This is a genomic window from Leuconostoc rapi, assembly GCF_016908715.1.
In the GTDB taxonomy this organism is placed as follows: domain Bacteria; phylum Bacillota; class Bacilli; order Lactobacillales; family Lactobacillaceae; genus Leuconostoc; species Leuconostoc rapi.
The window spans coordinates 17,567-41,965 of the sequence record NZ_JAFBEK010000006.1 but is presented as its reverse complement, the minus strand read 5'-3'; the positions used below and the strand labels follow the sequence as shown (position 1 = coordinate 41,965).

Below are 24,399 nucleotides of genomic sequence, written 5' to 3'. Positions count from 1 at the left end.
TAAAGAGGAGTTAGTCATGCAAATTTTAAAGGAACATGCGAAGCCATATCTCCGCGATATTATGTTTTCGATTATCGCAGTGATTGTTATGGCAGGCGCATCGCTTTGGCAACCACGTTTGTTGCAAAGTGTCATGCAAGCAATTATCTCTGACAATCAAGATCAGGTTATGACGTATGGTGTGCAATTGATTATTTTGGCTGTGATTGGTTTAATCGCAGGTGTCATCAATACGATCTTTGCAGCAAAAGTGTCGCAAAGCATTGCCGCAGATATACGTGCACATGAATATCAAAAAATTCAATCATTTTCATTTAGTGACATTGAAAAATTTTCAGCTGGTAACTTGGTTGTCCGTATGACCAACGATGTCAATCAAGTACAACAACTTGTTATGATGGTGCTGCAATCATTAACGCGTATCCCGATACTATTTGTTGGTGCGTTTATTTTGGCTTTGATTACTTTACCACGCTTGTGGTGGATAGTTATTTTAATGGTTATCTTAATCGTATTGTCTTCTCAGGTTGTTTTTAAACAAATGGGTAAATATTTTGCCAAAATTCAAAACCTCATTGATAAAACAAATACATTAGCAAAAGAAAATCTACAAGGTGTTCGGGTCGTTAAGTCATTTAATCAGGAAGAAAATGAAACACAACGTTTCACGGATAACTCAAATGATTTAACGCGTGTCACAACAATGATTGGTTATCTATTTTCAATTATGATTCCAATGTTTATGTTGATTTCTTATATGGCCATTGGTGCTGCTTTGCTATTTGTAGGGCGTGGTGTTGTCCAACATCCTAATGATTTGGCAGCAATTACATCATTTATATCGTACCTGATGCAAATATTTTTCGCCATTATGATTGGCGGCATGATGTCAACATTTGCCTCGCGAGGTTTTGTCTCGTTGGGACGTATTAAGGCAGTGCTTGACACAGTGTCTGAATTAACCTATCGTTCTGATGCACCTGAAGTCAATTTGACTGGGGATGTTTCTTTTGAGAATGTTTCTTTCACTTATCCAGGTGATAATCAACCAGCTCTTGAAAATATATCTTTTCAAGTTAAAGCAGGTGAGATGATTGGTATTGTTGGCGCCACTGGTTCTGGGAAATCAACTTTGGCGCAGCTTATTCCACGATTATATGATCCCACTGTTGGCGAGGTCAGTGTTGGTGGGACTAATCTCAAGGCAGTTAACGAGAAATCGTTGCGGTCAGCCGTTTCTTTTGTGTTACAACGTGCTATTTTATTTAGCGGTAAAATTTCCGATAATTTACGCCAAGGGAAAAAAGATGCTAATCATGATGACTTTAACAAGGCTGCTGAAATTGCACAAGCGGCCGAGTTTGTTAATCAATATGATGATGGCTTTGAACATCAAGTTGAGGAGCGATCAGCTAATTTTTCAGGTGGCCAGAAGCAACGCCTATCTATTGCTCGTGGTGTTGTAGGCGCGCCTAAAATTTTGATTTTAGATGATTCAACTTCTGCTTTAGATGCCCGTTCTGAAAAATTGGTTCAAGAGGCATTGGATAAAGAATTATCTGGCACAACTATTTTTGTGATTGCTGAAAAAATAAGTTCCGTTATTCATGCAGATCGCATATTTGTACTTGATCAAGGTAAATTAGTAGGTATGGGGACGCATGATGAGCTCTTAAAAGCATCCCCAGTGTATTCTGAAATCTATGAAACGCAAAAAGCGAAGGGGGGCAACTAACCATGAAAGACATCAAACGTGCCATTAAATATTTCGCTAGCTATTTGAAACGTTATTGGGTGAGTTTAACTTTTGTCGTTATTGTCACAGTTGTTTCGACTTATTTTCAAGTAAAAGCACCAACATATATGGGAAAGGCGATTACAGAATTAGCGACATATTTGGGCCAGTACATGAATCCTGCAACGCATGCGATGGCAAGTAAGACGCCATTTTATAATGCTCTGATAGCTATGATTATATTTTTTGCGCTGACTGCAGTGACAATGTTCATTTCGAGTTTCATCTCGTCACGTATCTCGGCACAAGCTTCAGGTCGCATGCGTATTGGTCTATTTGGTAAATTACAACGCATGACTATCAAATATTTTGACACACACCAAGATGGGGAAATACTATCTTTATTCACATCGGATTTAGATAATATTTTCAATGCCATGAACCAGGCAATTTTTCAGTTATTGTCACAGTTTGCGTTATTTGTCGGTATTGTTTGGATGATGTTCAATCAAAATACGAAATTAGCTTGGGTAACAATGGCCTCAACACCCATTGCCATTGTTGTGGCATGGTTTATTATTTCACGAGCACGTCGTTTTATTGATGCGCAACAAGATGCAACTGGTACTATGAATGGCTATATTAACGAGCAAATAAATGGTGAGAAAATTATCATTACGCAAGGGCTGCAAGCAGAATCTATCGCAGGCTTTATCCCACATAACGAAAAAGTTAAGGAAGCAACATTTAAAGGACAAGTATATTCTGGTATGTTGTTCCCGCTGATGCAGGGCTTATCTTTGCTCAATTTAGCCATTGTTATTTTCTTTGGATCATGGTTGGTCGTTTCAGAGGGTATGGATAAGGCAGTAGGATTAGGTTTGATAGTTGTCTTTGTTAATTATTCACAACAGTATTATCAACCAATCACACAAATTACGTCAATTTATAACATGCTACAGTTAGCAGTTACAGGTGCGCGACGTTTGTCAGAAGTTCATGAACAAAATGAAGAAGCGAGTCCTGAAAATGGTAAAAAAATGACGGCTGTTCAATCGGGCGTGACATTGGAAAATGTCCATTTTGGATACAATACTGAAAAAGAAATATTGCATGGCGTCTCTATTGATGTTAAAAAAGGCGAAATGGTCGCTTTGGTTGGGCCTACCGGTTCAGGGAAAACAACAGTCATGAACTTATTGAACAGATTTTATGATGTTAATGAGGGAGCGGTTAAATTTGACAATGTTGATGTACGCGATTTAGATTTGAAATCATTACGTGATCACGTGGGGATTGTTCTGCAGGATTCAGTTTTGTTTAGTGGTACAGTTGGCGATAATATTAAGTTTGGCAAACCAGAGGCGACAGATGATGAAATGATTGATGCGGCTAAACAGGCTAATATTCATGCGTTTATTATGTCTTTACCAGATGGTTATGAAACAAGCGTTGATGATGAAAATTCAGTATTTTCGACTGGACAAAAGCAATTACTTTCTATTGCTCGAACAATTTTAACTAATCCGGCATTTCTAATTTTGGATGAGGCAACTTCAAACGTTGATACCGTGACAGAAGCACGCATTCAGGCTGCGATGGATAATGTGATTGCAGGGAGAACAAGTTTCGTGATTGCACACCGTTTGAAAACAATATTAGGCGCTAACAAAATTGTTGTGCTCAAGGATGGTCAAGTTATTGAGCAAGGATCTCATGAATCATTAATAGCTGAAGGTGGCTTTTATTCTGAGTTGTATCATAATCAAATGGTATTTGATTAAAATAGTGAATTAGCGTGTCTCTTGAAATTAAATTTTTAAGAGATGCGCTGATTTTAGTTATGTGACGATAGGATTGCTCTTTATCGCTTTCTAGTACTTCGGCCTAATATTAATTTATGTTATAATAGCAGTATTGCCATTATCGGTTTTTCTTTAATGTTCATATAAACTTTGGAGGACACAATGAATATTGGTCTCTTTACGGATACGTATTTCCCGCAAGTTAGTGGGGTTTCGACATCCATTAAAACTTTAAAAGAAGCATTAGAGGCACAAGGACATCAAGTTTATATTTTTACCTCGACTGATCCCAAAGTGCCTAAAAATAGATTTGAACCGCATGTTTACCGATTTTCTAGCGTACCTTATGTTGGGTTTAAAGACAGAAGGTTAGCTTTTCGTGGTTTGATACAGGCTGTTGAAATTGCGAAATCGATTCAACTTGATATTGTGCATACGCAAACAGAATTTTCATTGGGGTTACTTGGTAAGTTTGTTGCCCGTCAACTAAAAATTCCAGCGATCCATACGTATCACACGATGTATGAAGATTATACGCATTATGTAGCTAAGGGATTATTGATTGGCCCAAAGGGTGTTGGCACGCTAATGAAAGCTTATATGCTAGGCATGTCCGGTGTGATTGCACCATCCCAATTGGTACAAGAAACGCTGATTAGATATGGCATTAAGGCGCCCATACGTGTTATTCCAACCGGCGTGTCATTGCCAAATCCAAGTGTTGCTCATCAGGATTTGCGAGAAAAATACGGATTCAAACCGTGTCAACCGGTCATCTTATCACTTGGACGGTTAGCCTTTGAGAAAAATGTTGCTTTAACAATTTCTGCTTTTTCTGAATTATTACAAACATATCCAGAGGCAAGATTAGTCATTGCTGGAGATGGCCCTGCGAGAAAATCACTAGAGGAACAAGTTGCTGAGTTGGCATTAGAAGATCAGGTCATTTTTGCCGGCATGGTAAACCATGATGATATTACAGACTATTACCAAATGAGCAACGTTTTTGTCAGTTCGTCTGATACTGAAACGCAAGGGCTAACATTCATAGAAGCTATGGCCGCAGATCGACCATTTGTCGCTATACATTCACCGTATTTAGATAATTTGGTAGACCATGACGCAATTGGTATGCTCGTTTCAGATTATGATGAGTTCTTATCCGGCATTGAGACTTATGTACAACGCCAGTTAACACGAGATGACACGTTGGTGCGAGCGGGTAAAATGAAGGATGTTGATGCAGCCACATTTGCCAGTCGTGTATTAGATTTCTACGAATTGATTTTAGCTGATTATCATGAAACTGACGTATCCGAAGATGAGTATCCAACTGCTGATGAAGTAGGTTATATGAAACGTATCTTACGTAATCCGTTTAGGAGAAATTAATTGAAAGTTTTACTTTATTTTGAAAATCAAAACTTAATTGCTAAATCAGGGATCGGTCGCGCGTTGAAATTACAACAAGAGGCTTTATCGTACACAGATGTCGAGGTGACAACTGATCCTAAATGTTTAGATTATGATATCCTACATATTAATACATATGGTATCAATAGCCATCATATGATTAATAAAGCCCGTAAAATGGGCAAGAAGGTTGTTTATCATGGCCATTCTACTTATGAGGATTTTAGAAACTCATTTACTGGTTCAAACATCATAGCACCCTTTTTTAAACGGTATCTGGTATCACTATACCAAAAGGCCGATGCTTTAATTACGCCGACACCATATTCAAAAAAATTATTACGTGGCTATCATTTGAAACAACCTATAACACCAATATCTAATGGAATTCCATTAGATAAATATAACTCAGATGATGATAAAATTAAGCAATTTCGTCACTATTTTGATTTATCTGACAATCAAAAAGTGGTTATTAGTGTCGGACTATTTTTTGAGCGAAAGGGAATTTTGGATTTTGTTGAATTAGCTAAACGGCACCCAGAGTTTATTTTTATTTGGTTTGGTTATACAGATTTGAGGTTAGTCCCTCAAAAAATTAGACGTCTTGTTAAAGAGAATCATCTTCATAATCTTATCTTTCCAGGCTATATTACAGGGGATGTTATTCAAGGAGCCTACCAAGGAGCCAATCTTTTTTTGTATCCTTCATATGAGGAAACAGAGGGCATTGTTGTTTTAGAGGCATTGGCTTCGAAGCAACGTATATTAGTGCGAGATATTCCAGTGTACAATCCTTGGCTAAAAGATGGTATTAATAGCTATCAAGCAAAAAATATCGATGATTTCGACGATAAAATGGTGCAGATACTCAATGATGAGTTACCAGATTTAGTTGATGCGGGGTATCAGCTGGCGGTGGCACGAAACTTACCAGAAATTGGGCAGCAGTTAAAACAGGTTTATGAAGAAGTGATGGTGTGATAGCCGCCTGTTAGGGGGAATAATGTCAAGAACTAACAAAATATCAGCGATAATCGTCGCAATTTTGACTGCAATTGTCATATATTTTTTAACAAATGAATTACGTGGTAAGGGTGAGCAGTTGACATCAGCGCTTAAACACCTAGATTGGCGTTGGTTATTTTTTGGCTTTTTGATGATGATTTTGTCAATTTTCTTAGAATCAGCAGTCACTTACGCTATGTTAAATAAGACCGACCGCAAAAAAACTACAATTGTATCCTTACTACGTGTACCCTTACTGAATTTATTAGGAACGGGCGTGACCCCTTTTGCTACCGGCGGACAACCGGCGCAATTATTCGGTATGGCGAGAGCTGGCATTGAAGCCGGGCGCGCGCTGTCCGTTATCTTAATGAAATTTCTAGTATACCAGGTTGTAGTAGTCATATTTTTTATCGTTGCTTATTTTTCGGCCGAACATTTTATTTATGCACAAGTGGATCCAACTTTTGCACAATTTATCCCTGTTGCAATTGCTATTCATGCGTTTGTGATTGTAGGGATTATACTGGTCATGTTTTGGCCAGCATTAACGTTACGATTAGTTGATTTTTTATCACCGTTAGTCCGTCGATTTATGTCACAAGAGCGTCATCGCAGGGTAATAACAACAACGAAACGGAAAATTGATAATTTTCATAGAGAATCTCGTCGTGTGATTAGCAGTTGGGACGCTTTAATAGTTGCAAGTATCCTTACAATTTTACAGCTGGTTGTTTTCTATATGATTCCATATTTTGTCATTCGTGCGTTTGGTTATGAAAGTGTTAATCCATGGCTAATCATCACTATGAATATTATGATTGTAATGGTCATTTCATTGTTTCCTATTCCAGGTGGTGTTGGCGGTGCAGAGTTGAGTTTTCAGTTGCTTTTTTCACCCTTTGTTAAGAATCCGGCCACGATGATTCTGGTGATTCTGTTATGGCGTTTAATTACATATTATTTTGGCTTATTTGCGGGTATTATTGCCTATATGGTCCCTGCTAGAAGCTCAAAGAGAGGCAAAAATGTCACTTGAAAAAAAGCAAGATACAAGTAGTTTGAAGCAAATTTTAAGCCGATTGCGTGCTATGATTGATTCAGACGATAATCAATACCAAACACGTCGATTTGACGCGTTTGGTATTGAAGCGGTCCGTGTTGATTACGATCAATTAACTGGTATTTGGACTGTTCATGAACATCGTGAAGTTCGTCAATTTCAATTTGACGATATCGATTTAGTTGCTATTGAAATCTATGACGTATTACATGATCTTAGATTAATATTTTAAGTGTACAATCAATGGTAGTGTCTAATGAGCTGATTTTGTTCTTAAAATTAGTGCACGAAAATAACTGTAATATTTTGCCATTATAAACATAACATTATGAAGGAAAACAATATGCTAAACCTCCTAAAGAAAGTAACGAACCTAAAAATACTCTGGCGAAAAGTTAAGCAAACAATGGATACGTCAGCACCGTTGGTGTGGTTTTTTGTTCTAAACGTCGTTTTAGTTTGGTTTAAAACCTTTGTGAATTATCATATGAATTTTAACCTTGGTGCAGAGGGGTCTGTTCAACAGTTTTTGCTGTTTTTAAACCCTATCCCAACAGCAATCATCTTTTTGAGCATTGCGTTATATTTTCGAGGTGCGTTAAGTTATTGGATTGCTATTGCCTTTAACTTTATCCAATCATTATGGTTATTTGCAAATATTTTGTATTATCGCGAATTTTCTGATTTTTTATCCATGGGTATTTTAGGCTCGGGTAGTTCTACAGGTAACAATTTGGGCAAATCTATTGCGGCTATTATTCACTGGTCAGATTATATGATTTTTTTAGATATTGTTATTTTAGTGCTATTGGTAGTCTTCAAACAACTCACAATAGATCGCAAAGGCGTTCAAAAACGATTTGCAATTTTGACAACTGTGCTGGGTGTTGTATTGATGTTAGTAGATTATGGCATTGCATCAACCGATCGCACAGGTCTATTAACGCGTTCATTTGATAATAATTATATTGTTAAATACTTAGGTCTTAATGAGTATGCAGTGTTTAATGCTGTGCAAACATATAATCAGACTGAAAGTCGCAAGCGTGCTAAACCAGCTGACCTTGATAAGATTAAGCAATTTGTGTCACAACAAAAACTACCGGACAATATTCAATATTATGGTACCCAAAAAGGAAAAAATGTGTTTATGATTCATTTGGAATCATTTCAACAATTTTTAATTGACTATAAGGTTGACGGTAGGGAGGTCACGCCAAACTTGAATAAATTTTATCATGATCAAAATACGTTAAGTTTTGATAATTTTTATAATCAAGTTGGTCAAGGAAAAACATCAGATGCTGAAATGATGCAAGAAAATTCTTTGTATGGCTTGTCGACTGGCTCTGCCATGGTGAAGTACGGGACTAATAATACATTTGAATCCTTACCAGCCATTTTAAATCAACGGGGCTATACAACGGCTGCCTTTCATGGCGACGTAGCGAGTTTCTGGAATAGAGATAATACCTATAAATCCTTTGGATATAATTATTTCTTTTCAAAAGCTTATTATCCAAATGCCAATAAACCAAGTTTTAATGTTGGATATGGGTTGAAAGATAAAATTTTCTTACAAGATAGTGCAAAGTATATTGAGCAATTGCCACAACCGTTTTATGCTAAATTATTGACGGTAACAAACCACTATCCTTATGATCTTGATAAGGATAATATTGATTTTCCAGCAACAACAACTGGTGACAAAACAGTTGACGGTTATGTACAAACAGCTCATTATCTAGATCAGTCTTTTGCTGAATTAACTGATTACTTAAAAAAAGCTGGTCTGTATGATAATTCAGTATTTGTCTTATATGGTGATCATTATGGTATTTCTGAAAATCATCAGCCAGCTATTGCCAAATTATTAGGCAAGGATAAGGTCACAAATTATGATTTAGCTCAATTTCAAAAAGTGCCTTTCATGATTCATGCGAATGGTTTGAAAGGCGGCATTGATCACACTTATGGTGGTGAAATTGACATGTTACCGACACTATTAGACCTTCTAGGTGTACCTGATGATCAGCTGACAATGTTTGGTCGCGATATGTTGTCTACGAAATACGAAGGGGTTGTGCCATTCCGTGATGGGGATTGGGTAACGCCGACCTATATGAAGTATAATAATCAATATTTCAATACCAAAACAGGAGAACAAGTGACCTTAGAAACAGATGATGATTTAAAGAAAACCGCTGCTGAAACACAAACCTATGTTGATAAGGTGCTAGCTTATTCTGATTCTGTAATTACCGGTGACTTATTACGTTTTGATACCTCACGTGCTGACTTTCATAAAGTGAACAAAAAAGAGTTCGATTATAAAAAAAGTGTGGGGTTAGCTAAATTACGTGAAGCGCAAAAGACAAATCCATCCAGTGTTTTGGCTAAGAATAATAATAAATCAACGATTGATTTATATAAAACAGATGCGCCAGAACTTAATAGTTCTACTCATACGAATGATGATGCAAATACGTCATCTAAATAAAACGAGCAAACAATAGAACGTTTGTTCGTTTTATTGTATAATAATATTAAAGTATATTAAGGAAGAACACTATGCGTGAAAATGTGACTAATCATGAGTTTGAAGTTGTTTCAAAATATCAACCCACAGGTGACCAACCGCAGGCAATTAGTCAATTAGTAAGTGGTATTAACGCGGGCGTAAAAGAGCAAATCTTGCTGGGCGCAACAGGCACAGGCAAAACATTTACGATCTCTAATGTCATTAAGAGTGTCAAGAAACCCACGTTGGTATTGAGTCACAATAAAACATTGGCTGGGCAGCTTTATAGTGAATTAAAAGAATTTTTTCCAAACAATGCGGTTGAATATTTTGTATCCTATTATGATTATTATCAACCAGAAGCATATGTGCCAAGTTCCGATACATTTATTGAGAAAGATTCAGCTGTCAATGATGAGATTGATCAACTACGTAACTCAGCAACGAGCTCTCTGCTGTCACGTAATGACGTCATTGTTGTGGCATCAGTGAGTTCGATTTTTGGTTTAGGCGACCCACATCAGTACCAAGAGCACGTCATTAATTTGCGTGTAGGCAACGAATATGGGCGTGATCAATTGATGCGCGATTTAATTGATGTTCAATTTACACGAAATGACATTGATTTCCATCGAGGCACTTTTCGTGTGCGTGGGGATGTGATGGAGATTTTTCCAGCGTCTGAAGATGAAATGGCGCTACGTATTGAATTTTTTGGTGATGAAATTGATCGTATTCGTGAAATTAATTCGTTAACTGGAGAAACATCTTCAGAACGGGATTTCGTTGCCATTTATCCAGCAAAACATTTTATGACCGATGATGATCAAATGCGTATAGCGTTAACGGGTATAAAACAGGAAATGCTAGCCCAAGTGGCGTTATTTGAATCAGAAGGTAAACTAATCGAAGCTCAGCGGATCAAGCAACGTACAGAGTATGATTTATCAATGCTTGAGGAGATGGGATTTGTTGGCGGTATTGAAAATTATTCTCGCTGGATGGATGGTCGTCAACCAGGAGAGCCACCATTTACATTACTTGACTTTTTCCCAGATGATTTCTTGATTGTGGCTGATGAAAGTCACGTAACCATGCCACAGGTTCGAGGTATGTTTAATGGTGATAAAGCGCGTAAAGAAACACTGGTTAACTATGGTTTTAGATTGCCATCTGCTTTAGATAATCGACCATTAAAATTGCCAGAATTTGAGAAGCATGTGAACCAAATTATTTATATGTCAGCAACACCAGGTGATTATGAACTAGAGCGTGTGACTGAAAACCATGTGGCTCAGCAAATTATTCGACCAACGGGACTGCTTGATCCAGAGATTGAGGTGCGTCCTGTCATGGGGCAAATTGATGATCTTGTTGGCGAAATTAATCAACGTGCAAGTAAAAATGAACGTGTTTTTATCACAACACTTACTAAACGTATGGCAGAAGACTTAACAGATTATTTAAAAAATGTTGGTATCAAGGTGGCATATTTGCATGCAGATATCAAGACGCTTGAACGTACAGAAATTATACGTGATCTTCGATTAGGAAAATATGATGTCTTAATTGGTATCAATTTGTTGCGAGAAGGTATTGATGTACCGGAAGTTTCATTAGTAGCTATATTAGATGCTGACAAAGAAGGTTTCTTACGTAATCCACGATCGTTAATTCAAACAATTGGCCGTGCCGCACGAAATGCTAATGGGCATGTGATTATGTATGCTGACAAGGTGACAAGATCTATGCAGGCTGCTATTGATGAAACGGCACGACGTCGAGAAATTCAATTGCAATATAATAGTAAAAATGGCATCACGCCAACAACAATAAAAAAGGAAATTCGCGACTTAATTTCTGTTCGTAAAGACTCTGCTGATGGGCAGGCAACGGTTGATTTGACGCAAATTGCATTTAAAGATTTGCCTAAAGATGAGCAACAAAATATTATCGCTAATATGGAAGGCCAAATGAAAGCTGCGGCGAAATCTTTAGACTTTGAAGAGGCAGCACAATTAAGAGATAGTGTGATGGAATTAAAAGCGGTTTTGTAGATTGATGGCTGGTGTATGAGGGTTTAACAACCCATATTGACGACAAAATTGTTATAATGAAATTAATTACAAAAAAATGAGATAAGGATTTGTGTTTGTAGCATATACAGTAACAAGCCAGCTCTACGCGAATGCTTTGTTACTGTTGTATGATGGCAAACGATTTAAATATATGGCAAAAACTAATATTGAAATACGTGGCGCGCGCGTCCAAAATTTAAAAAATATTGATGTAGATATCCCTAAAGACAAATTAACGGTTGTGACTGGGTTATCAGGATCTGGAAAGTCGTCACTTGCCTTTGATACGCTTTATGCTGAAGGACAACGACGCTACGTTGAAAGTCTTTCATCATACGCGCGTCAGTTTTTAGGTCAAATGGATAAGCCAGATGTTGACTCTATTGATGGGCTATCGCCAGCTATCTCTATTGATCAAAAGACGACCTCTAATAATCCGCGTTCTACTGTAGGTACTGTTACTGAAATTAATGATTATTTCCGATTACTTTATGCGCGTGTTGGTCGGCCAGACGACCCTAAAGATGGCACCAAAATTATGATGACTGTTGATCAGATGATAACCTATATTTTCGATCATTTAGCGTTTGGCGTTCGATTATTAGTGTTTGCGCCTATCATTACAGAAAAACGTGGTTCTCATGAAACGGCTTTTGAAAACATGAGAAAGCAAGGCTATATACGCGCTCGTGTTGATGGGGAAGTTCTCGAGCTTGATACGCAGGATTTAAAATTAGATAAAAATAAGGCACATGATATCGAAGTAATGATTGATCGTATTGTATTGCGTGATGACTCGCGTTCACGCCTTTACGACTCAATTGAAGCAGCTGTAAGGCTAACAGGCGGTTTAGTTCAGTTAGATGTTGTGACACGTGAAGGTGAAGGATCAGTTGCGCCGCTTAAATTTTCTGATCATTACTTAGGCAAGTTAAAGGATTTTCGTGTTGGTCGTTTAGAACCTAGACTGTTTAGTTTTAACGCCCCTTTGGGTGCATGTCCAGTCTGTCAAGGTATCGGTGTAACACGGGAAGTGGATATTGATTTAGTTGTACCAGATGAGTCTAAAACGTTACGTGAGGGGGCTATTGCGCCTTGGAATCCGATATCATCTAATTATTATCCAGAAATGCTACGTCAGTTTTCAGATCAAAACGGCATTGACTTAGATACACCGTTTGAGTCATTGCCCAAATCTCAGCGTGATTTAATTCTTGATGGTTCAGGAAATCAAGATTTTCATTTTCATTACCAAAATGATTTTGGTGGCGTTCGTGATGTCGATATTCCTTTTGAAGGCGTCATTAACAATGTTGCGCGACGTTTTAATGAAACAAATTCTGATTACACACGTGACCAAATGTCTAAATACATGACAGAGTTGACTTGCCAATCTTGCCATGGTTACCGTCTCAATTCAGCGGCACTATCAGTTAAAATTAATGGTCATCACATTGGTGAAGTGTCTGAAATGCCAGTTGATCAAGAGTTAGCATTTTTTGATGATGTTAAACTCGGAGAACAAGACACAGCAATTGCGACACCAATTCTTAAAGAAATCAAAGATCGTTTAGGCTTCTTAGAGAGTGTCGGTTTAAAATATCTGACCTTGTCACGCGCGGCACGTACACTTTCGGGTGGTGAATCACAAAGAATTCGTTTAGCGACTCAAATTGGGTCTAATTTGTCTGGTGTATTGTATGTATTAGATGAACCATCAATTGGCTTACACCAAAGAGATAACGATATGTTGCTAGAATCAATGCATCGCATGCGTGATTTGGGGAATACATTAGTCGTTGTTGAACATGATGAAGATACGATGTTAGCAGCAGATTACTTAATTGATGTTGGACCTGGTGCTGGTGAATTAGGTGGCGAAATTGTTGCAACAGGGACACCAGCAATCGTCGCAAAAAATAAACACTCATTGACTGGTCAATATCTTTCAGGTGAAAAATTTATTCCTGTACCAACGAATCGTCGCAAAGGTAACGGTAATTTTATCACACTTAAAGGTGCCAAAGAAAATAACCTTAAAAATGTTACTGTAAAATTTCCGTTAGGTAAGTTTGTGGCAGTAACAGGTGTTTCTGGATCAGGAAAATCAACACTTGTTAATCAAATCTTAAAACGAGCTCTAAAACAAAAAATTAATAATAATTCAGAAAAGCCTGGGAAATACAGAAGCATTGAAGGCGTCGACAACATCGAACAAGTCGTTGATATCGATCAAGCACCGATCGGACGAACGCCACGTTCTAACCCAGCCACTTATACAGGGGTATTTGATGATATTCGTGATTTGTTTGCGCAAACTAACGAAGCTAAAATGAGAGGATATAATAAGGGGCGTTTTTCGTTTAACACAAAAGGTGGACGTTGCGAAAACTGTCGCGGTGATGGTGTTATTAAGATAGAAATGAACTTTCTACCAGATGTATATGTCACATGTGAAGTGTGCCATGGCACTCGTTATAATTCTGAAACTTTAGAGGTGTTGTATAAAAATTTGAATATTTCTCAAATTTTAGATATGTCAGCTTCTGATGCATTAGCATTTTTTGCACCAATTCCCAAAATTGCGCGTAAGTTACAAACAATTAATGATGTTGGGTTAGGTTATATCAGATTAGGTCAATCTGCTACAACATTGTCCGGTGGTGAGGCCCAACGCATGAAGTTAGCCTCAGAATTGCATCGACGTACAAACGGTAAAACCATGTATATTTTAGATGAACCAACAACTGGCTTACATGTTGATGATATTGCTCGCTTGTTGATTGTTTTACAACGATTGGTTGAATCAGGAAATACTGTGATTGTTATTGAACATAATTTGGATGTAATTAAATCTGCCGACTGGCTTATTGACATGGGTCCAGAAGGCGGTGAAGGTGGTGGGAATGTTTTGGTATCTGGAACGCCCGAAAAAGTTACAAAGAGTGAAAAATCATATACTGGTAAATATTTAAAAGCAATTATGGCAAGAGATGTTGTCCGTGCTAATGCGCAAGGGTAGGGGATGCTTTTATTGCGTGATTTTTAAATAACTCACCAACGAAATATCTGGTAAAATTAGAATAGAATCGTAGTTAAAAATACTACAGAAAGTGAAAAGACGTTAATGATCGCGTACCTATTTGCAATAGGTTAGTCGTCATGAAACCGTTTTAAAATGGTTCAATGTCTATTTAATATGCCAAACAAACCCAAAATTGTTATTATCGGAGGTGGATCAGGTCTACCAGTTATTATTAAACCACTTGTGACAAAAAATATTGATCTAACAGCAATTGTGACGGTAGCAGACGACGGTGGGTCTAGCGGTCTATTGCGAAACTACATCAACATTGTGCCACCGGGTGATATACGTAATATACTTGTAGCGATGTCTAATGTTGATCCAGCAATTACTCAGGTTATGCAATATCGTTTTGAAGCAAAAGACGATTTTTTTGCTAAGCACGCTGTTGGTAATTTGATTATTGCCGCGATGACAGAGATGCATGGGAGCATTTTTGATGCCGTGCAGCATTTAGCGCGATTTATGCGCGTTCGTGGCCGAATTTACCCAGTTTCTAATGAACCATTAGTATTACATGCCGAATTTAAAGATGGCGATATAATGGCTGGAGAGGCGGAAATTACACATGCGCACAAAACTATTGATCATGTATGGGTAACTGGAGATGAGCCTGGAGAAGAACCAAAAGCAGCACCAGAAGTAGTAGCGGCTATTTTAAACGCTGATATGATTGTTTATGGGCCGGGTAGCCTATTTACCTCTATCCTGCCAAATGTTGTTGTACCTGAGGTTAATGAGGCGCTACGTCAGACTAAAGCAAAACAAGTCTATATTTCAAATATCATGACCCAAAAAGGTGAGACTGATGCCTATACAGATGCTCAGCATTTGTTAGCATTAAATGCTCATATTGGTTCGCCGGTGATTGACTATGTTATTGCTAATAATGCTGAAGTACCCGAGGATTTCGTTGATTTTCAAAAATGGGATGAAATTTCTAACCAAGTAAAATTAGATGAACCAGCTGTTAGTGTTCAAGGCGCGATACAAATTCCAGGAGATTTTTTACAGCTGCGTGATGCAGGTGCCTTTCATGATGGTGAAAAGATAATGGCAGAGTTATTGCAAATTTTGGAGCAGAATTAATGTCATACGCAGCGGATGTGAAAAAAGAATTAACAGGGTTACTTGTTCATAATGGCAACGCAAAGGCAGAGCTATCAGCATTAATGCGGATGAACGGGGTGAGCACATTAGGATTTGATCAGACTGTCTCTGTGCGTACTGAAAATGCTGCGATTGCACGTCGTATATATACACTACTGACGCAAAATTACGCAGATATCATTGTTGAGGTAACAGTTGCAGATCATAACCATATTTCGCAACATAAATCATACGGTGTGTTACTCAAAACACAAGTCAATGAGGTAATGGCCGATTTGGGTGTTGATCCTTTTGGTTTACACCCTGAAATACCGTCCCGTATTTTAAACCAAGTTGATAAAAGGCGTTCTTTTTTGCGGGGCGCTTTTTTAGCAGCTGGGTCTGTCAATTCCCCAGAAAAAGCAAATTATCATCTAGAAATTTATACGAGCCATGAAGAACTTGCTGAACAGTTGCTGATTATTATGAAAGAATTTAACTTACCGGCTAAAATAACTGATCGGGCAGGCGGATATATCGTTTACTTGAAACGTGCTGAAAAAATTGTTGATTTTTTGTCTACTATTGGTGCCACACAGACAATGTTGCGTTTTGAAGATATTCGTATGATGCGTGATATGCGAAATTCTGTTAATCGTATGACGAATGCAGAAATGGCTAATATTCAAAAAACGGCAGATGCTGCTAACAAACAAGTACAACAAATTTTATTTATTGCCAATGCAATTGGCGATTTAGACTTATTACCACCAAAAATACGGGACATTGCTAAGGCGCGGCTAGAGTTCCCAGATGATTCCCTATCTGAGTTAGGAGATCGGTTGGATATTAGTAAGTCTGGGGCAAACCACCGTATGCGGAAATTAAAAGAACTGGCACAAATGATTAAAGATGGGGCTATTTATGATTTAAGTAAGTTATAAAATAAATTTTAGCACTCTTGTCGTCTTTGTGCTAAAATAGTATTAAGTTGACAGACAAGCATGTTTGTCAATCCACCTAACACGACTAAACTATATGCTGTATGCCAGCGTTCGCAATACTAATTATGGCTTGATGCCTATAGGGTAGTTGATGTTAGGTATTCTAAAATTAAAGGAGCCTAACAATTATGTGGCCAGGAGTTATTGAACAAACAGCCAATGGACGAGAAAGTTATGATTTACCTTCACGTTTGTTAAAAGATCGTATTATTTTGGTTCAAGGTGAAGTCGAAGACAGTATGGCAACGTCAATTGTTGCCCAATTATTGTTTTTGGAAGCTCAAGATCCAACCAAAGAAATTTCAATGTACATTAATTCACCAGGAGGATCTGTGACAGCAGGCCTCTCAATTACAGATACAATGAACTTTATTAAGGCACCAGTAACAACAATCGTTATGGGATTGGCCGCTTCAATGGGAACAATTATTGCAAGTTCCGGAGAAAAGGGACATCGCTTTATGTTACCTAATGCGGAGTACCTCATTCATCAACCAATGGGTGGCGCAGTGGGTGGTACCCAACAAACTGATATGGCAATTATTGCCGAACAGCTAACTAAAACACGTGCTAAGTTGAATAAGATTTTAGCCGATGCATCAGATAAAGATTTGGAAACAATTGCCCATGACACAGAACGTGATAATTGGATGAGTGCTGAAGAAACTTTAGAGTATGGCTTCATTGATGGTATTTTGTCAAAAGCCGGTGAAAAACCTGTCATAAAAAAGTAAGACTAATTTCTATAAAAAAGTAAGACTAATTTCTATAAAAATGAAATCTTATTGTATAGTAAAAGTAAGTTCTGAGTGAGTTATATCATGTCAGAACTTTTTTATATCATATTAAGAAAAACTGTTTGTAATTTTTTTGGTGATTAACGTGCAAATATGCACAAAATGGGGTAAAATTAAAGGGCAATATAAAATTTGGAGGATATTATGAAGATTTATGCTTACGGCATTCGTGATGATGAAAAGCCATCACTTGAGGATTGGAAATCAGCACACCCAGACGTTGAGGTTGATTACACGCAAGAATTGTTGACACCTGAGACTGCTACTTTAGCTGAAGGCGCCGACTCGGCTGTTGTTTACCAACAATTGGACTATACTCGCGAAACATTGACGGCTTTAGCAAAAGCTGGTGTGACAAACTTATCATTACGTAACGTGGGAACAGATAATATTGATTTCGAAGCAGCAAAGGAATTTAATTTTAATATCTCAAATGTACCAGTTTATTCACCCAACGCGATTGCTGAACATTCAATGATTCAATTATCACGTTTGTTACGTCGCACAAAGGCACTTGACGCTAAAATTGCTAAGCATGATTTGCGTTGGGCACCAACAATTGGACGCGAAATGCGTATGCAAACAGTTGGTGTTATTGGTACGGGTCATATTGGCCGTGTGGCCATCAACATTTTGCAGGGCTTTGGCGCTAAAGTGGTCGCTTATGATAAGTTCCCAAATGCGGAATTACAAGCTGAAGGTTTGTATGTTGATTCATTGGATGACTTATATGCACAAGCTGATGCCGTTTCCTTATATGTTCCTGGTGTTCCTGAAAATCATCATATGATCGATGCCGCCGCCATTGCTAAAATGAAGGACGGCGTTGTCATCATGAACGCATCACGTGGTAACTTGGTAGATATTGATGCAGTTATTGCTGGTTTAGATTCAGGCAAAATATCAGACTTTGGTATGGATGTTTATGAAGAAGAAGTTGGTTTGTTCAATGAAGATTGGTCAGGCAAAGAATTCCCTGATGCTAAAATAGCAGATTTGATTTCGCGTGAAAATGTATTAGTCACACCACATACGGCATTTTACACAACAAAAGCTGTGCTTGAAATGGTCCATCAGTCAATGGATGCGGCTGTTGCATTTGCTAATGGTGAGACACCAGCAATTGCTGTTAAGTACTAATAGCGGTAGTTTGAGCTTTATTATTGAAACTTAGATAATCCGTACGCGAATGATTAATAAGGGAAAATTATGAGTATTAAGGCAAATGGCCAAAAGTGGGCTACGAAAGAATCACAAGTTGTGCGCAATGAAGAATATGCTCGCAAAGCTTCAGAGAATATACCGGACACGTTTAACGGTACAACAGAATTAAAATTAAAAGATTTCTTTTTTAAAGTATTATCAGGATCTGCACAGGGTATTTTGATAGGTGTTTTGCCTTCAGCTGTGATGAAGTACATTATTCAGTACTCTGGGTTAGGTACCACAACATTTGGTGCTAACCTAAGCGCAATACTAACATTATTCACTTCGTTAATTCCATTTTTGATTGGTATGGCAGTTGCTCTGCAATTTAAAATGAAAAGTTTGGATGTCGGTGTTGTAGCCATTGCGACTATGGTTGCCTCAGGGTCAATTAAGTGGGCACAAGCACCTATTGGCTTTGCAAACCCTGTCACTGGTATCAAGTCAGTTGCCCCAGCCAACGTATACATTGCAAGTGGTGCTGGTGATGTTATTAACGCCATGATTGTTGCGGCTATTGCTGTATGGGTAACTTGGTTAGTTTCTCGTTATCTACAGGGATTTGGCTCTGTTGCTATTATTTTGAGCCCAATTATTGTGGGTGGCGGCGTTGGCCTATTTGGGAAGACAATCGCCCCATTTGTCGGGGATGTGACAACTTGGATCGGTAAACTTGTAGAAACATTTACGACTCTAGCGCCCGTCCCAATGGCTATGTTGATTGCTATGGCGTTCTCTATTATTATTATCACACCTGTATCAACTGTTGGAATTGCTTTGGCAATTTCTTTATCAGGTATTGGTTCAGGCGCTGCAGCAATGGGTGTTGTTGCGACAACCATTGTGTTATTAATTAACTCATGGCGCGTGAATAAGCCTGGTGTTACAGTCGCAATTGCATTAGGTGCGATGAAGGGGATGATGCCATCAGTATTCGCAAAACCTATCACAATGTTACCATTCTTACTTACAGCAGCAATTTCTGGAATACCAGTTGCGTTGCTTAATATCCAAGGGACACCCACAACAGCCGGATTTGGTTATATTGGTTTAGTTTCACCAATTCAATCAATGGTTAAGGATCCGGCTGTACTACCAACTGTGATGAACCACTTTATTAATCCTATAGTAGCAGTTGTCGCTTGGTTGATTGTACCAATTATTGCTGGATTCATCGCGCAATATGTATTTAGTAAATTATTGAAACTGTATCAACCATCAGACTTTAAACAAGATTTATAAAAATAGAATGACATTGAAAACAGCTGGTTATTGTGACGAGTTGTTTTTTATTTGGTATAAAGTCAGTTAATTTAAATAATTAAACAAATACCTAACATTTGTATATGATATTGGTTTTGTACTTGTTTTTGTTATATTATGTTATCTTAGTGTAATGTTAATCAAGGACAATAGTTTTCATGATGTTAAAGAGAATAATAATTACAAATGTTACTATTTCTGCAGTTACCTTAGCGGTATTGGGAATTCAACTTGGTGTTGTTAACCAATCAACGGACGCAGCGGCATTGAATGAGAAGGTTACTATTCAGGCAGCTGATTCAGCAGTTCAATCATTATCAAACGTTGACTCGCTAGAACAGCAAGCCGCAGTCTCCAAATTGGTAAATCTGGAAAGATCGGTTGATAAATCAATTACGCAGTCGATACAACCGACTTCTGAAGAATTAAAACCAAACGTTGTCGAAAAAGTGGCTACAGATGATTTGTCAGTGAATCAAATTTCAGAAAAAAATGAAGAGACTCAGGTCGCAGTGACGGCATCTGCATCTAGTGCAAATGTTGTTACAGATGATACAACCGTTGCAACAAAAGCTAGGGCGCAAAGTCAGCCAGTGGCGGTGGCGCCAACATCAGATATTAATTGGTTAATTACCCATGAGAGCCATGGTGATACACAGGCTCGTAATGGTGATTATTATGGTATTGGTCAATTGTCTGAAGCATACTATGCAAAATATGTTCCAGGTCAAGACTATCGTAATAATTATAATGTTCAATTGGATGCCATGCAGCAATATATTACTGAACGTTATGGTTCGGTCGATCATGCAATTGCACATTGGCAACAAAATAATTGGTATTAATACTAACTATTTGCATTATACGTGAGACTAAGCATTGCAATAACTCATAATTTTAAAATATACACTGTGCAAAGTGGAAATGACTGCTTATACGTGACAAGCGTACGAGAAGAATTAACTGGGCACATGTGTGTTTTTTTATGAGTTTTTGTCATGACATATTTTTTAAAATCATACTGGTTTTAAAAAATACGTCATTGTAGTGTATAATAAGATAGAATAAAAAAATTGGATGATGGTATTAATGCGCTTAGAGCACTTTACGCCAACCTATATGGTTGAACGAATATATGATTTAACAGTTGAAGATTTAAAAGCGCACGGTATTCGGGCGGTGTTAGCAGATTTAGACAACACGTTGCTTGCATGGAATAATCCTGAGGGAACACCTGAACTGCAAAAATGGTTGTCAGATTTGCGTAACGGAAACATTGAGGTGATTGTGGTATCCAACAACACAACCAAACGTGTTGCCAAAGCCGTCAAGCCCCTCGGCGTTGAATTTGTCTCGTGGTCACTTAAACCGTTGCCTCGTGGTATTTTGCATGTGCTGAGAACACAACATCTAAAACGATCAGAAGTCATCATGGTGGGAGATCAAATGCTCACTGATGTTTGGGCAGCACATGGTGCTGGTGTGCGTAGCGTATTGGTGCAACGGTTAATCGCATCAGATATGTGGCAAACATGGTTAAATCGTAGCATTGAAAAGCAAATTAAAAAAATCGTGTTTAAAGCACATCCACAGTTAAAATGGGAGAAATCACTACGTGACAACTGAAATAACGGACGCATATGTCCAAGAACAATTACATGAAGGTTTACGGTGCATTGGGTGTGGCGCAACAATGCAAATAGATGATCCAGAGAAAGCTGGATATTTACCAATGGCCGCGCTGAAAAAATCTATTGACAGCGAAGCACTATTTTGCAGACGTTGTTTTCGCTTACGTCATTACAATGAAATTCAGCCTGTCGAGTTGACAGACGCAGATTTTGCTAATTTATTGCATCAAATTTCAGACACACGTGCCCTAATTGTCTATGTTATTGACGCTTTTGATGTGACAGGATCGGAAATTTCTGGTTTACCCCGCTTTGTTGGTCAGGATAACCCTATTTTGGTTGTGGCAAATAAGGTAGATTTGTTGCCTAGATTACTCAATAAAAACCGCTTGAAAAACTGGTTACAGGCTGAGTTAAAAACACAGGGAATTAAACCAATTGATATCTTTTTGACGTCTGCCAAACATCCACAAAATCTCGATGACTTGTTAGATACAATAGATCATTTTCGTGAAGGACGGGATGTATATGTTGTTGGCGTAACCAATGTTGGTAAGTCAACGTTGATTAACCAAATCATCAAGGCAGGGACGGGTGTTCAGGATTTGATTACAACTTCTCGATTCCCTGGAACAACGTTAGATCGTATTGAGATACCGCTTGCTGATGGTAAAAAATTGATCGACACGCCAGGTATTATTAAGCGTGATCAGATGGCCCATATCTTAACCGACAAAGATTTAAAATTTGCGTTACCAAAAAATGAAATCAAACCACGTACTTACCAGTTAAATCCAGAACAAACTATTTTTATTGGTGGTTTGGCACGTTTTGATTTTGAACTTGGTCAGCGAATAGCCGTGACAGCTTATTTTGAAAATAATTTAAATTTGCATCGAACGAAATTATCGGGCGCAGATGATTTTTATGATCGACATGCTGGCGAACTATTGGCTCCTTCGCCTTACGGCACAAAAACTGATCTCATCAAACACGAATTTAGTATTACCGAAGACAGTGATATTGTGTTTGCGGGGCTAGGTTGGATTTCTATTCCTGCTGGTGTTAAAGTCGCTGGTTGGGCACCAAAGGGCGTTTCCGTCCTCATTCGAAAGGCAATGATTTAATGTTACAACTTACAGGTAAGCAGAAACGCTTTTTGCGTTCACAAGCAAACACATTATCACCTATTTTTTCTGTTGGTAAAAATGGTTTAACGCAAGTTTGGGTTGATGAGCTTGTGTTAGCCATATCAAAACGTGAATTAGTTAAAATTAGTTTACAACAAAGTACTGATGAATCAGCAAAAGATGTTGCGGCATTTATTCAAGCGCATTCTGATATCACAGTTGCCCAAACTATTGGACGTACATTAGTATTGTTTTTACCAGCTCAAGAAGATAAATATAAAAGAATTTCAGTTGAATTAGCTAAAATTTAATTTAAGGCGGTTATATCAATGAATGGTGTGTATACAAAGTCAACTCAAGCACAATCCCAAGTACAGCTAAATCCTGTTAAAAAGCGAATTGGCATTTTTGGTGGGACATTTAATCCACCACATATCGGTCAACTCGTTTTAGCAGAAACGGTCGGGAAGCAACTGGGCCTAGAAAAAGTTTTTTGGATGCCAAACGCACAACCAATTGATGGGACGCATGCTAGCGCTATTGAGCCAGCATATCGGTTGCAACTTGTTAAAAGTGCAATTGCCGGGAACCCATTTTTTGATATAGAGTTGATTGAGGTACGAAATGGTGGTAAATCATATACATACCAGACAATGCGTGAACTTGTTGAAACACATCCCGAAAATGACTATTACTTTATTATTGGTGGTGAAAAAGTTAAAAATTTGCCCACATGGGATCATATTGAGGAGTTGACACGTTTGGTAACTTTTGTGGCTGGCGTTCATGGTAATCAAGAAAAACATTCAGATTATCCTATGTTATGGTGCGATGTGCCTGATATTCGTATTTCATCATCAGACATTAGAACAAAAATCAGACTTAATCAAAGTGTCAACTACTTAGTACCCGAACGTGAAGCATGTTTTATGGCAGAATATAATTTGTATCGAGGATTATATGACTAAATATTTTGATGGTAGTATTGAAGAACTAGAACAACGCGTAGCAACAAAATTGTCGGATTATCGTTATCAACACAGTTTACGTGTTCGTGATTATGCCAAAAAACTCGCCAGTAAAAACGGCGTGGATGTTGAACAGGCTGAAGTTGCGGCATTGGTACACGACTATGCCAAAGAACGAACGGATGAAGAGTTTTTAGCTGTCATTCAAAACAAGCATATGGATCCTGACTTGGCCAAATGGGGTAATTATATTTGGCATGGTGTTGTCGGTGCAGAAATCATTCATGATGAGTTGGGGATTGATGATAGGCATATTCTCAATGCAGTCAGAGAACATACAACGGGTGCAGGATCAGACATGACGTTATTATCCCAAGTGCTATTTATGGCTGACTATTTAGAAATTGGTCGCACATTTCCCGGTGTTGAGAAAGCCCGTCAAATAACAGACCAGTCGCTTGCTGCAGGGGTTAGGTATCAAATTGTTCACACTGTTTTGAGATTAGTTCAAAAAGAAACAGCTATTTATCCTAAAAGTATTACAACGTATAATTATTGGCTCCGACAGGCGTAATTATAAGAATTGAATTGGAAAGTAAAGGA

The 24,399-nt window shown here is 38.1% G+C and carries 20 protein-coding genes; all 20 read left to right on the top strand.

Features of this window, described 5'->3' with window-relative positions; genetic code table 11:
• The first annotated feature begins 16 nt into the window (after window positions 1-16).
• The 20 genes from JOD28_RS06690 (at window position 17) to yqeK (ending at window position 24,370) form a co-directional block, all read left to right on the top strand.
• Complete coding sequence (locus JOD28_RS06690; RefSeq protein ID WP_204770060.1) at window positions 17-1,735, top strand: ABC transporter ATP-binding protein; 1,719 nt, start codon at window positions 17-19, stop codon at window positions 1,733-1,735.
• A gap of 2 nt (window positions 1,736-1,737) precedes the next feature.
• Window positions 1,738-3,519 (top strand): ABC transporter ATP-binding protein, encoded by a 1,782-nt coding sequence (locus JOD28_RS06685; protein ID WP_204770059.1) that lies wholly within the window; start codon window positions 1,738-1,740, stop codon window positions 3,517-3,519.
• 183 nt (window positions 3,520-3,702) lie between these two features.
• Window positions 3,703-4,932: a glycosyltransferase family 4 protein gene (locus JOD28_RS06680; protein WP_204770058.1), complete on the top strand. Its 1,230-nt coding sequence runs from the start codon at window positions 3,703-3,705 to the stop codon at window positions 4,930-4,932.
• A complete protein-coding gene (locus tag JOD28_RS06675; RefSeq protein WP_204770057.1) occupies window positions 4,933-5,937 on the top strand; it encodes an LTA glycolipid anchor biosynthesis glycosyltransferase, IagA/BgsA family in 1,005 nt (334 codons plus the stop codon).
• Between the two features lie 22 nt (window positions 5,938-5,959).
• Window positions 5,960-7,000 (top strand): lysylphosphatidylglycerol synthase transmembrane domain-containing protein, encoded by a 1,041-nt coding sequence (locus JOD28_RS06670; protein WP_204770056.1) that lies wholly within the window; start codon window positions 5,960-5,962, stop codon window positions 6,998-7,000.
• Complete coding sequence (locus JOD28_RS06665) at window positions 6,990-7,256, top strand: YkuJ family protein (RefSeq protein WP_204770055.1); 267 nt, start codon at window positions 6,990-6,992, stop codon at window positions 7,254-7,256. Before JOD28_RS06670 ends, JOD28_RS06665 begins: the two co-directional genes overlap by 11 nt.
• Before the next feature lie 111 nt (window positions 7,257-7,367).
• Window positions 7,368-9,524 carry an LTA synthase family protein gene (locus tag JOD28_RS06660; RefSeq protein WP_204770054.1) on the top strand — a complete coding sequence of 719 codons (2,157 nt, stop codon included), beginning with the start codon at window positions 7,368-7,370 and terminating at the stop codon, window positions 9,522-9,524.
• A 71-nt stretch (window positions 9,525-9,595) separates the two neighbouring features.
• Window positions 9,596-11,602, top strand: a complete 2,007-nt coding sequence (uvrB, locus tag JOD28_RS06655) for an excinuclease ABC subunit UvrB (protein WP_204770053.1) — start codon at window positions 9,596-9,598, stop codon at window positions 11,600-11,602.
• Between the two features lie 172 nt (window positions 11,603-11,774).
• The gene (gene uvrA / locus JOD28_RS06650; RefSeq protein ID WP_204770052.1) at window positions 11,775-14,645 is read left to right on the top strand and encodes an excinuclease ABC subunit UvrA; all 2,871 of its coding nucleotides are present in this window, start codon (window positions 11,775-11,777) and stop codon (window positions 14,643-14,645) included.
• Between the two features lie 177 nt (window positions 14,646-14,822).
• On the top strand, window positions 14,823-15,797 hold the full coding sequence (locus JOD28_RS06645) for a gluconeogenesis factor YvcK family protein (RefSeq protein ID WP_204770051.1): 975 nt from the start codon (window positions 14,823-14,825) through the stop codon (window positions 15,795-15,797).
• Window positions 15,797-16,741 (top strand): DNA-binding protein WhiA, encoded by a 945-nt coding sequence (gene whiA, locus JOD28_RS06640; RefSeq protein WP_204770050.1) that lies wholly within the window; start codon window positions 15,797-15,799, stop codon window positions 16,739-16,741. Before JOD28_RS06645 ends, whiA begins: the two co-directional genes overlap by 1 nt.
• A 188-nt stretch (window positions 16,742-16,929) precedes the next feature.
• On the top strand, window positions 16,930-17,535 hold the full coding sequence (locus JOD28_RS06635; RefSeq protein WP_204770049.1) for an ATP-dependent Clp protease proteolytic subunit: 606 nt from the start codon (window positions 16,930-16,932) through the stop codon (window positions 17,533-17,535).
• 207 nt (window positions 17,536-17,742) lie between these two features.
• Window positions 17,743-18,738: a D-2-hydroxyacid dehydrogenase gene (locus JOD28_RS06630; RefSeq protein ID WP_204770048.1), complete on the top strand. Its 996-nt coding sequence runs from the start codon at window positions 17,743-17,745 to the stop codon at window positions 18,736-18,738.
• 69 nt (window positions 18,739-18,807) lie between these two features.
• Window positions 18,808-20,046 carry a PTS sugar transporter subunit IIC gene (locus tag JOD28_RS06625; protein ID WP_204770047.1) on the top strand — a complete coding sequence of 413 codons (1,239 nt, stop codon included), beginning with the start codon at window positions 18,808-18,810 and terminating at the stop codon, window positions 20,044-20,046.
• A 179-nt stretch (window positions 20,047-20,225) separates the two neighbouring features.
• A complete protein-coding gene (locus JOD28_RS06620) occupies window positions 20,226-20,912 on the top strand; it encodes an aggregation-promoting factor C-terminal-like domain-containing protein (protein WP_204770046.1) in 687 nt (228 codons plus the stop codon).
• 235 nt (window positions 20,913-21,147) lie between these two features.
• Window positions 21,148-21,693, top strand: a complete 546-nt coding sequence (locus JOD28_RS06615; RefSeq protein ID WP_338087887.1) for a YqeG family HAD IIIA-type phosphatase — start codon at window positions 21,148-21,150, stop codon at window positions 21,691-21,693.
• Entirely contained in the window at window positions 21,683-22,825 is a 1,143-nt protein-coding gene (yqeH, locus tag JOD28_RS06610) for a ribosome biogenesis GTPase YqeH (RefSeq protein ID WP_204770045.1), read from the top strand. Before JOD28_RS06615 ends, yqeH begins: the two co-directional genes overlap by 11 nt.
• Window positions 22,825-23,139 (top strand): YhbY family RNA-binding protein, encoded by a 315-nt coding sequence (locus tag JOD28_RS06605; RefSeq protein WP_204770044.1) that lies wholly within the window; start codon window positions 22,825-22,827, stop codon window positions 23,137-23,139. The genes yqeH and JOD28_RS06605 overlap by 1 nt, the downstream gene beginning before the upstream one ends.
• Window positions 23,140-23,157: 18 nt before the next feature.
• The gene (locus JOD28_RS06600) at window positions 23,158-23,796 is read left to right on the top strand and encodes a nicotinate-nucleotide adenylyltransferase (protein ID WP_204770043.1); all 639 of its coding nucleotides are present in this window, start codon (window positions 23,158-23,160) and stop codon (window positions 23,794-23,796) included.
• On the top strand, window positions 23,789-24,370 hold the full coding sequence (gene yqeK, locus JOD28_RS06595) for a bis(5'-nucleosyl)-tetraphosphatase (symmetrical) YqeK (RefSeq protein ID WP_204770042.1): 582 nt from the start codon (window positions 23,789-23,791) through the stop codon (window positions 24,368-24,370). The genes JOD28_RS06600 and yqeK overlap by 8 nt, the downstream gene beginning before the upstream one ends.
• Window positions 24,371-24,399 lie beyond the last annotated feature (29 nt).

Excerpts from the sequence above, each read along its gene's own strand:
- JOD28_RS06660 (WP_204770054.1), top strand. The coding sequence starts at position 7,368 with ATGCTAAACCTCCTAAAGAAAGTAACGAACCTAAAAATACTCTGGCGA.
- JOD28_RS06685 (WP_204770059.1), top strand. The coding sequence starts at position 1,738 with ATGAAAGACATCAAACGTGCCATTAAATATTTCGCTAGCTATTTGAAA.
- JOD28_RS06615 (WP_338087887.1), top strand. The coding sequence starts at position 21,148 with ATGGTATTAATGCGCTTAGAGCACTTTACGCCAACCTATATGGTTGAA.
- JOD28_RS06645 (WP_204770051.1), top strand. The coding sequence starts at position 14,823 with ATGCCAAACAAACCCAAAATTGTTATTATCGGAGGTGGATCAGGTCTA.
- uvrB (WP_204770053.1), top strand. The coding sequence starts at position 9,596 with ATGCGTGAAAATGTGACTAATCATGAGTTTGAAGTTGTTTCAAAATAT.
- uvrA (WP_204770052.1), top strand. The coding sequence starts at position 11,775 with ATGGCAAAAACTAATATTGAAATACGTGGCGCGCGCGTCCAAAATTTA.
- JOD28_RS06635 (WP_204770049.1), top strand. The coding sequence starts at position 16,930 with ATGTGGCCAGGAGTTATTGAACAAACAGCCAATGGACGAGAAAGTTAT.
- JOD28_RS06605 (WP_204770044.1), top strand. The coding sequence starts at position 22,825 with ATGTTACAACTTACAGGTAAGCAGAAACGCTTTTTGCGTTCACAAGCA.
- JOD28_RS06670 (WP_204770056.1), top strand. The coding sequence starts at position 5,960 with ATGTCAAGAACTAACAAAATATCAGCGATAATCGTCGCAATTTTGACT.
- whiA (WP_204770050.1), top strand. The coding sequence starts at position 15,797 with ATGTCATACGCAGCGGATGTGAAAAAAGAATTAACAGGGTTACTTGTT.
- JOD28_RS06630 (WP_204770048.1), top strand. The coding sequence starts at position 17,743 with ATGAAGATTTATGCTTACGGCATTCGTGATGATGAAAAGCCATCACTT.
- JOD28_RS06600 (WP_204770043.1), top strand. The coding sequence starts at position 23,158 with ATGAATGGTGTGTATACAAAGTCAACTCAAGCACAATCCCAAGTACAG.
- JOD28_RS06690 (WP_204770060.1), top strand. The coding sequence starts at position 17 with ATGCAAATTTTAAAGGAACATGCGAAGCCATATCTCCGCGATATTATG.
- JOD28_RS06680 (WP_204770058.1), top strand. The coding sequence starts at position 3,703 with ATGAATATTGGTCTCTTTACGGATACGTATTTCCCGCAAGTTAGTGGG.
- JOD28_RS06625 (WP_204770047.1), top strand. The coding sequence starts at position 18,808 with ATGAGTATTAAGGCAAATGGCCAAAAGTGGGCTACGAAAGAATCACAA.
- JOD28_RS06665 (WP_204770055.1), top strand. The coding sequence starts at position 6,990 with ATGTCACTTGAAAAAAAGCAAGATACAAGTAGTTTGAAGCAAATTTTA.
- JOD28_RS06620 (WP_204770046.1), top strand. The coding sequence starts at position 20,226 with ATGATGTTAAAGAGAATAATAATTACAAATGTTACTATTTCTGCAGTT.
- yqeK (WP_204770042.1), top strand. The coding sequence starts at position 23,789 with ATGACTAAATATTTTGATGGTAGTATTGAAGAACTAGAACAACGCGTA.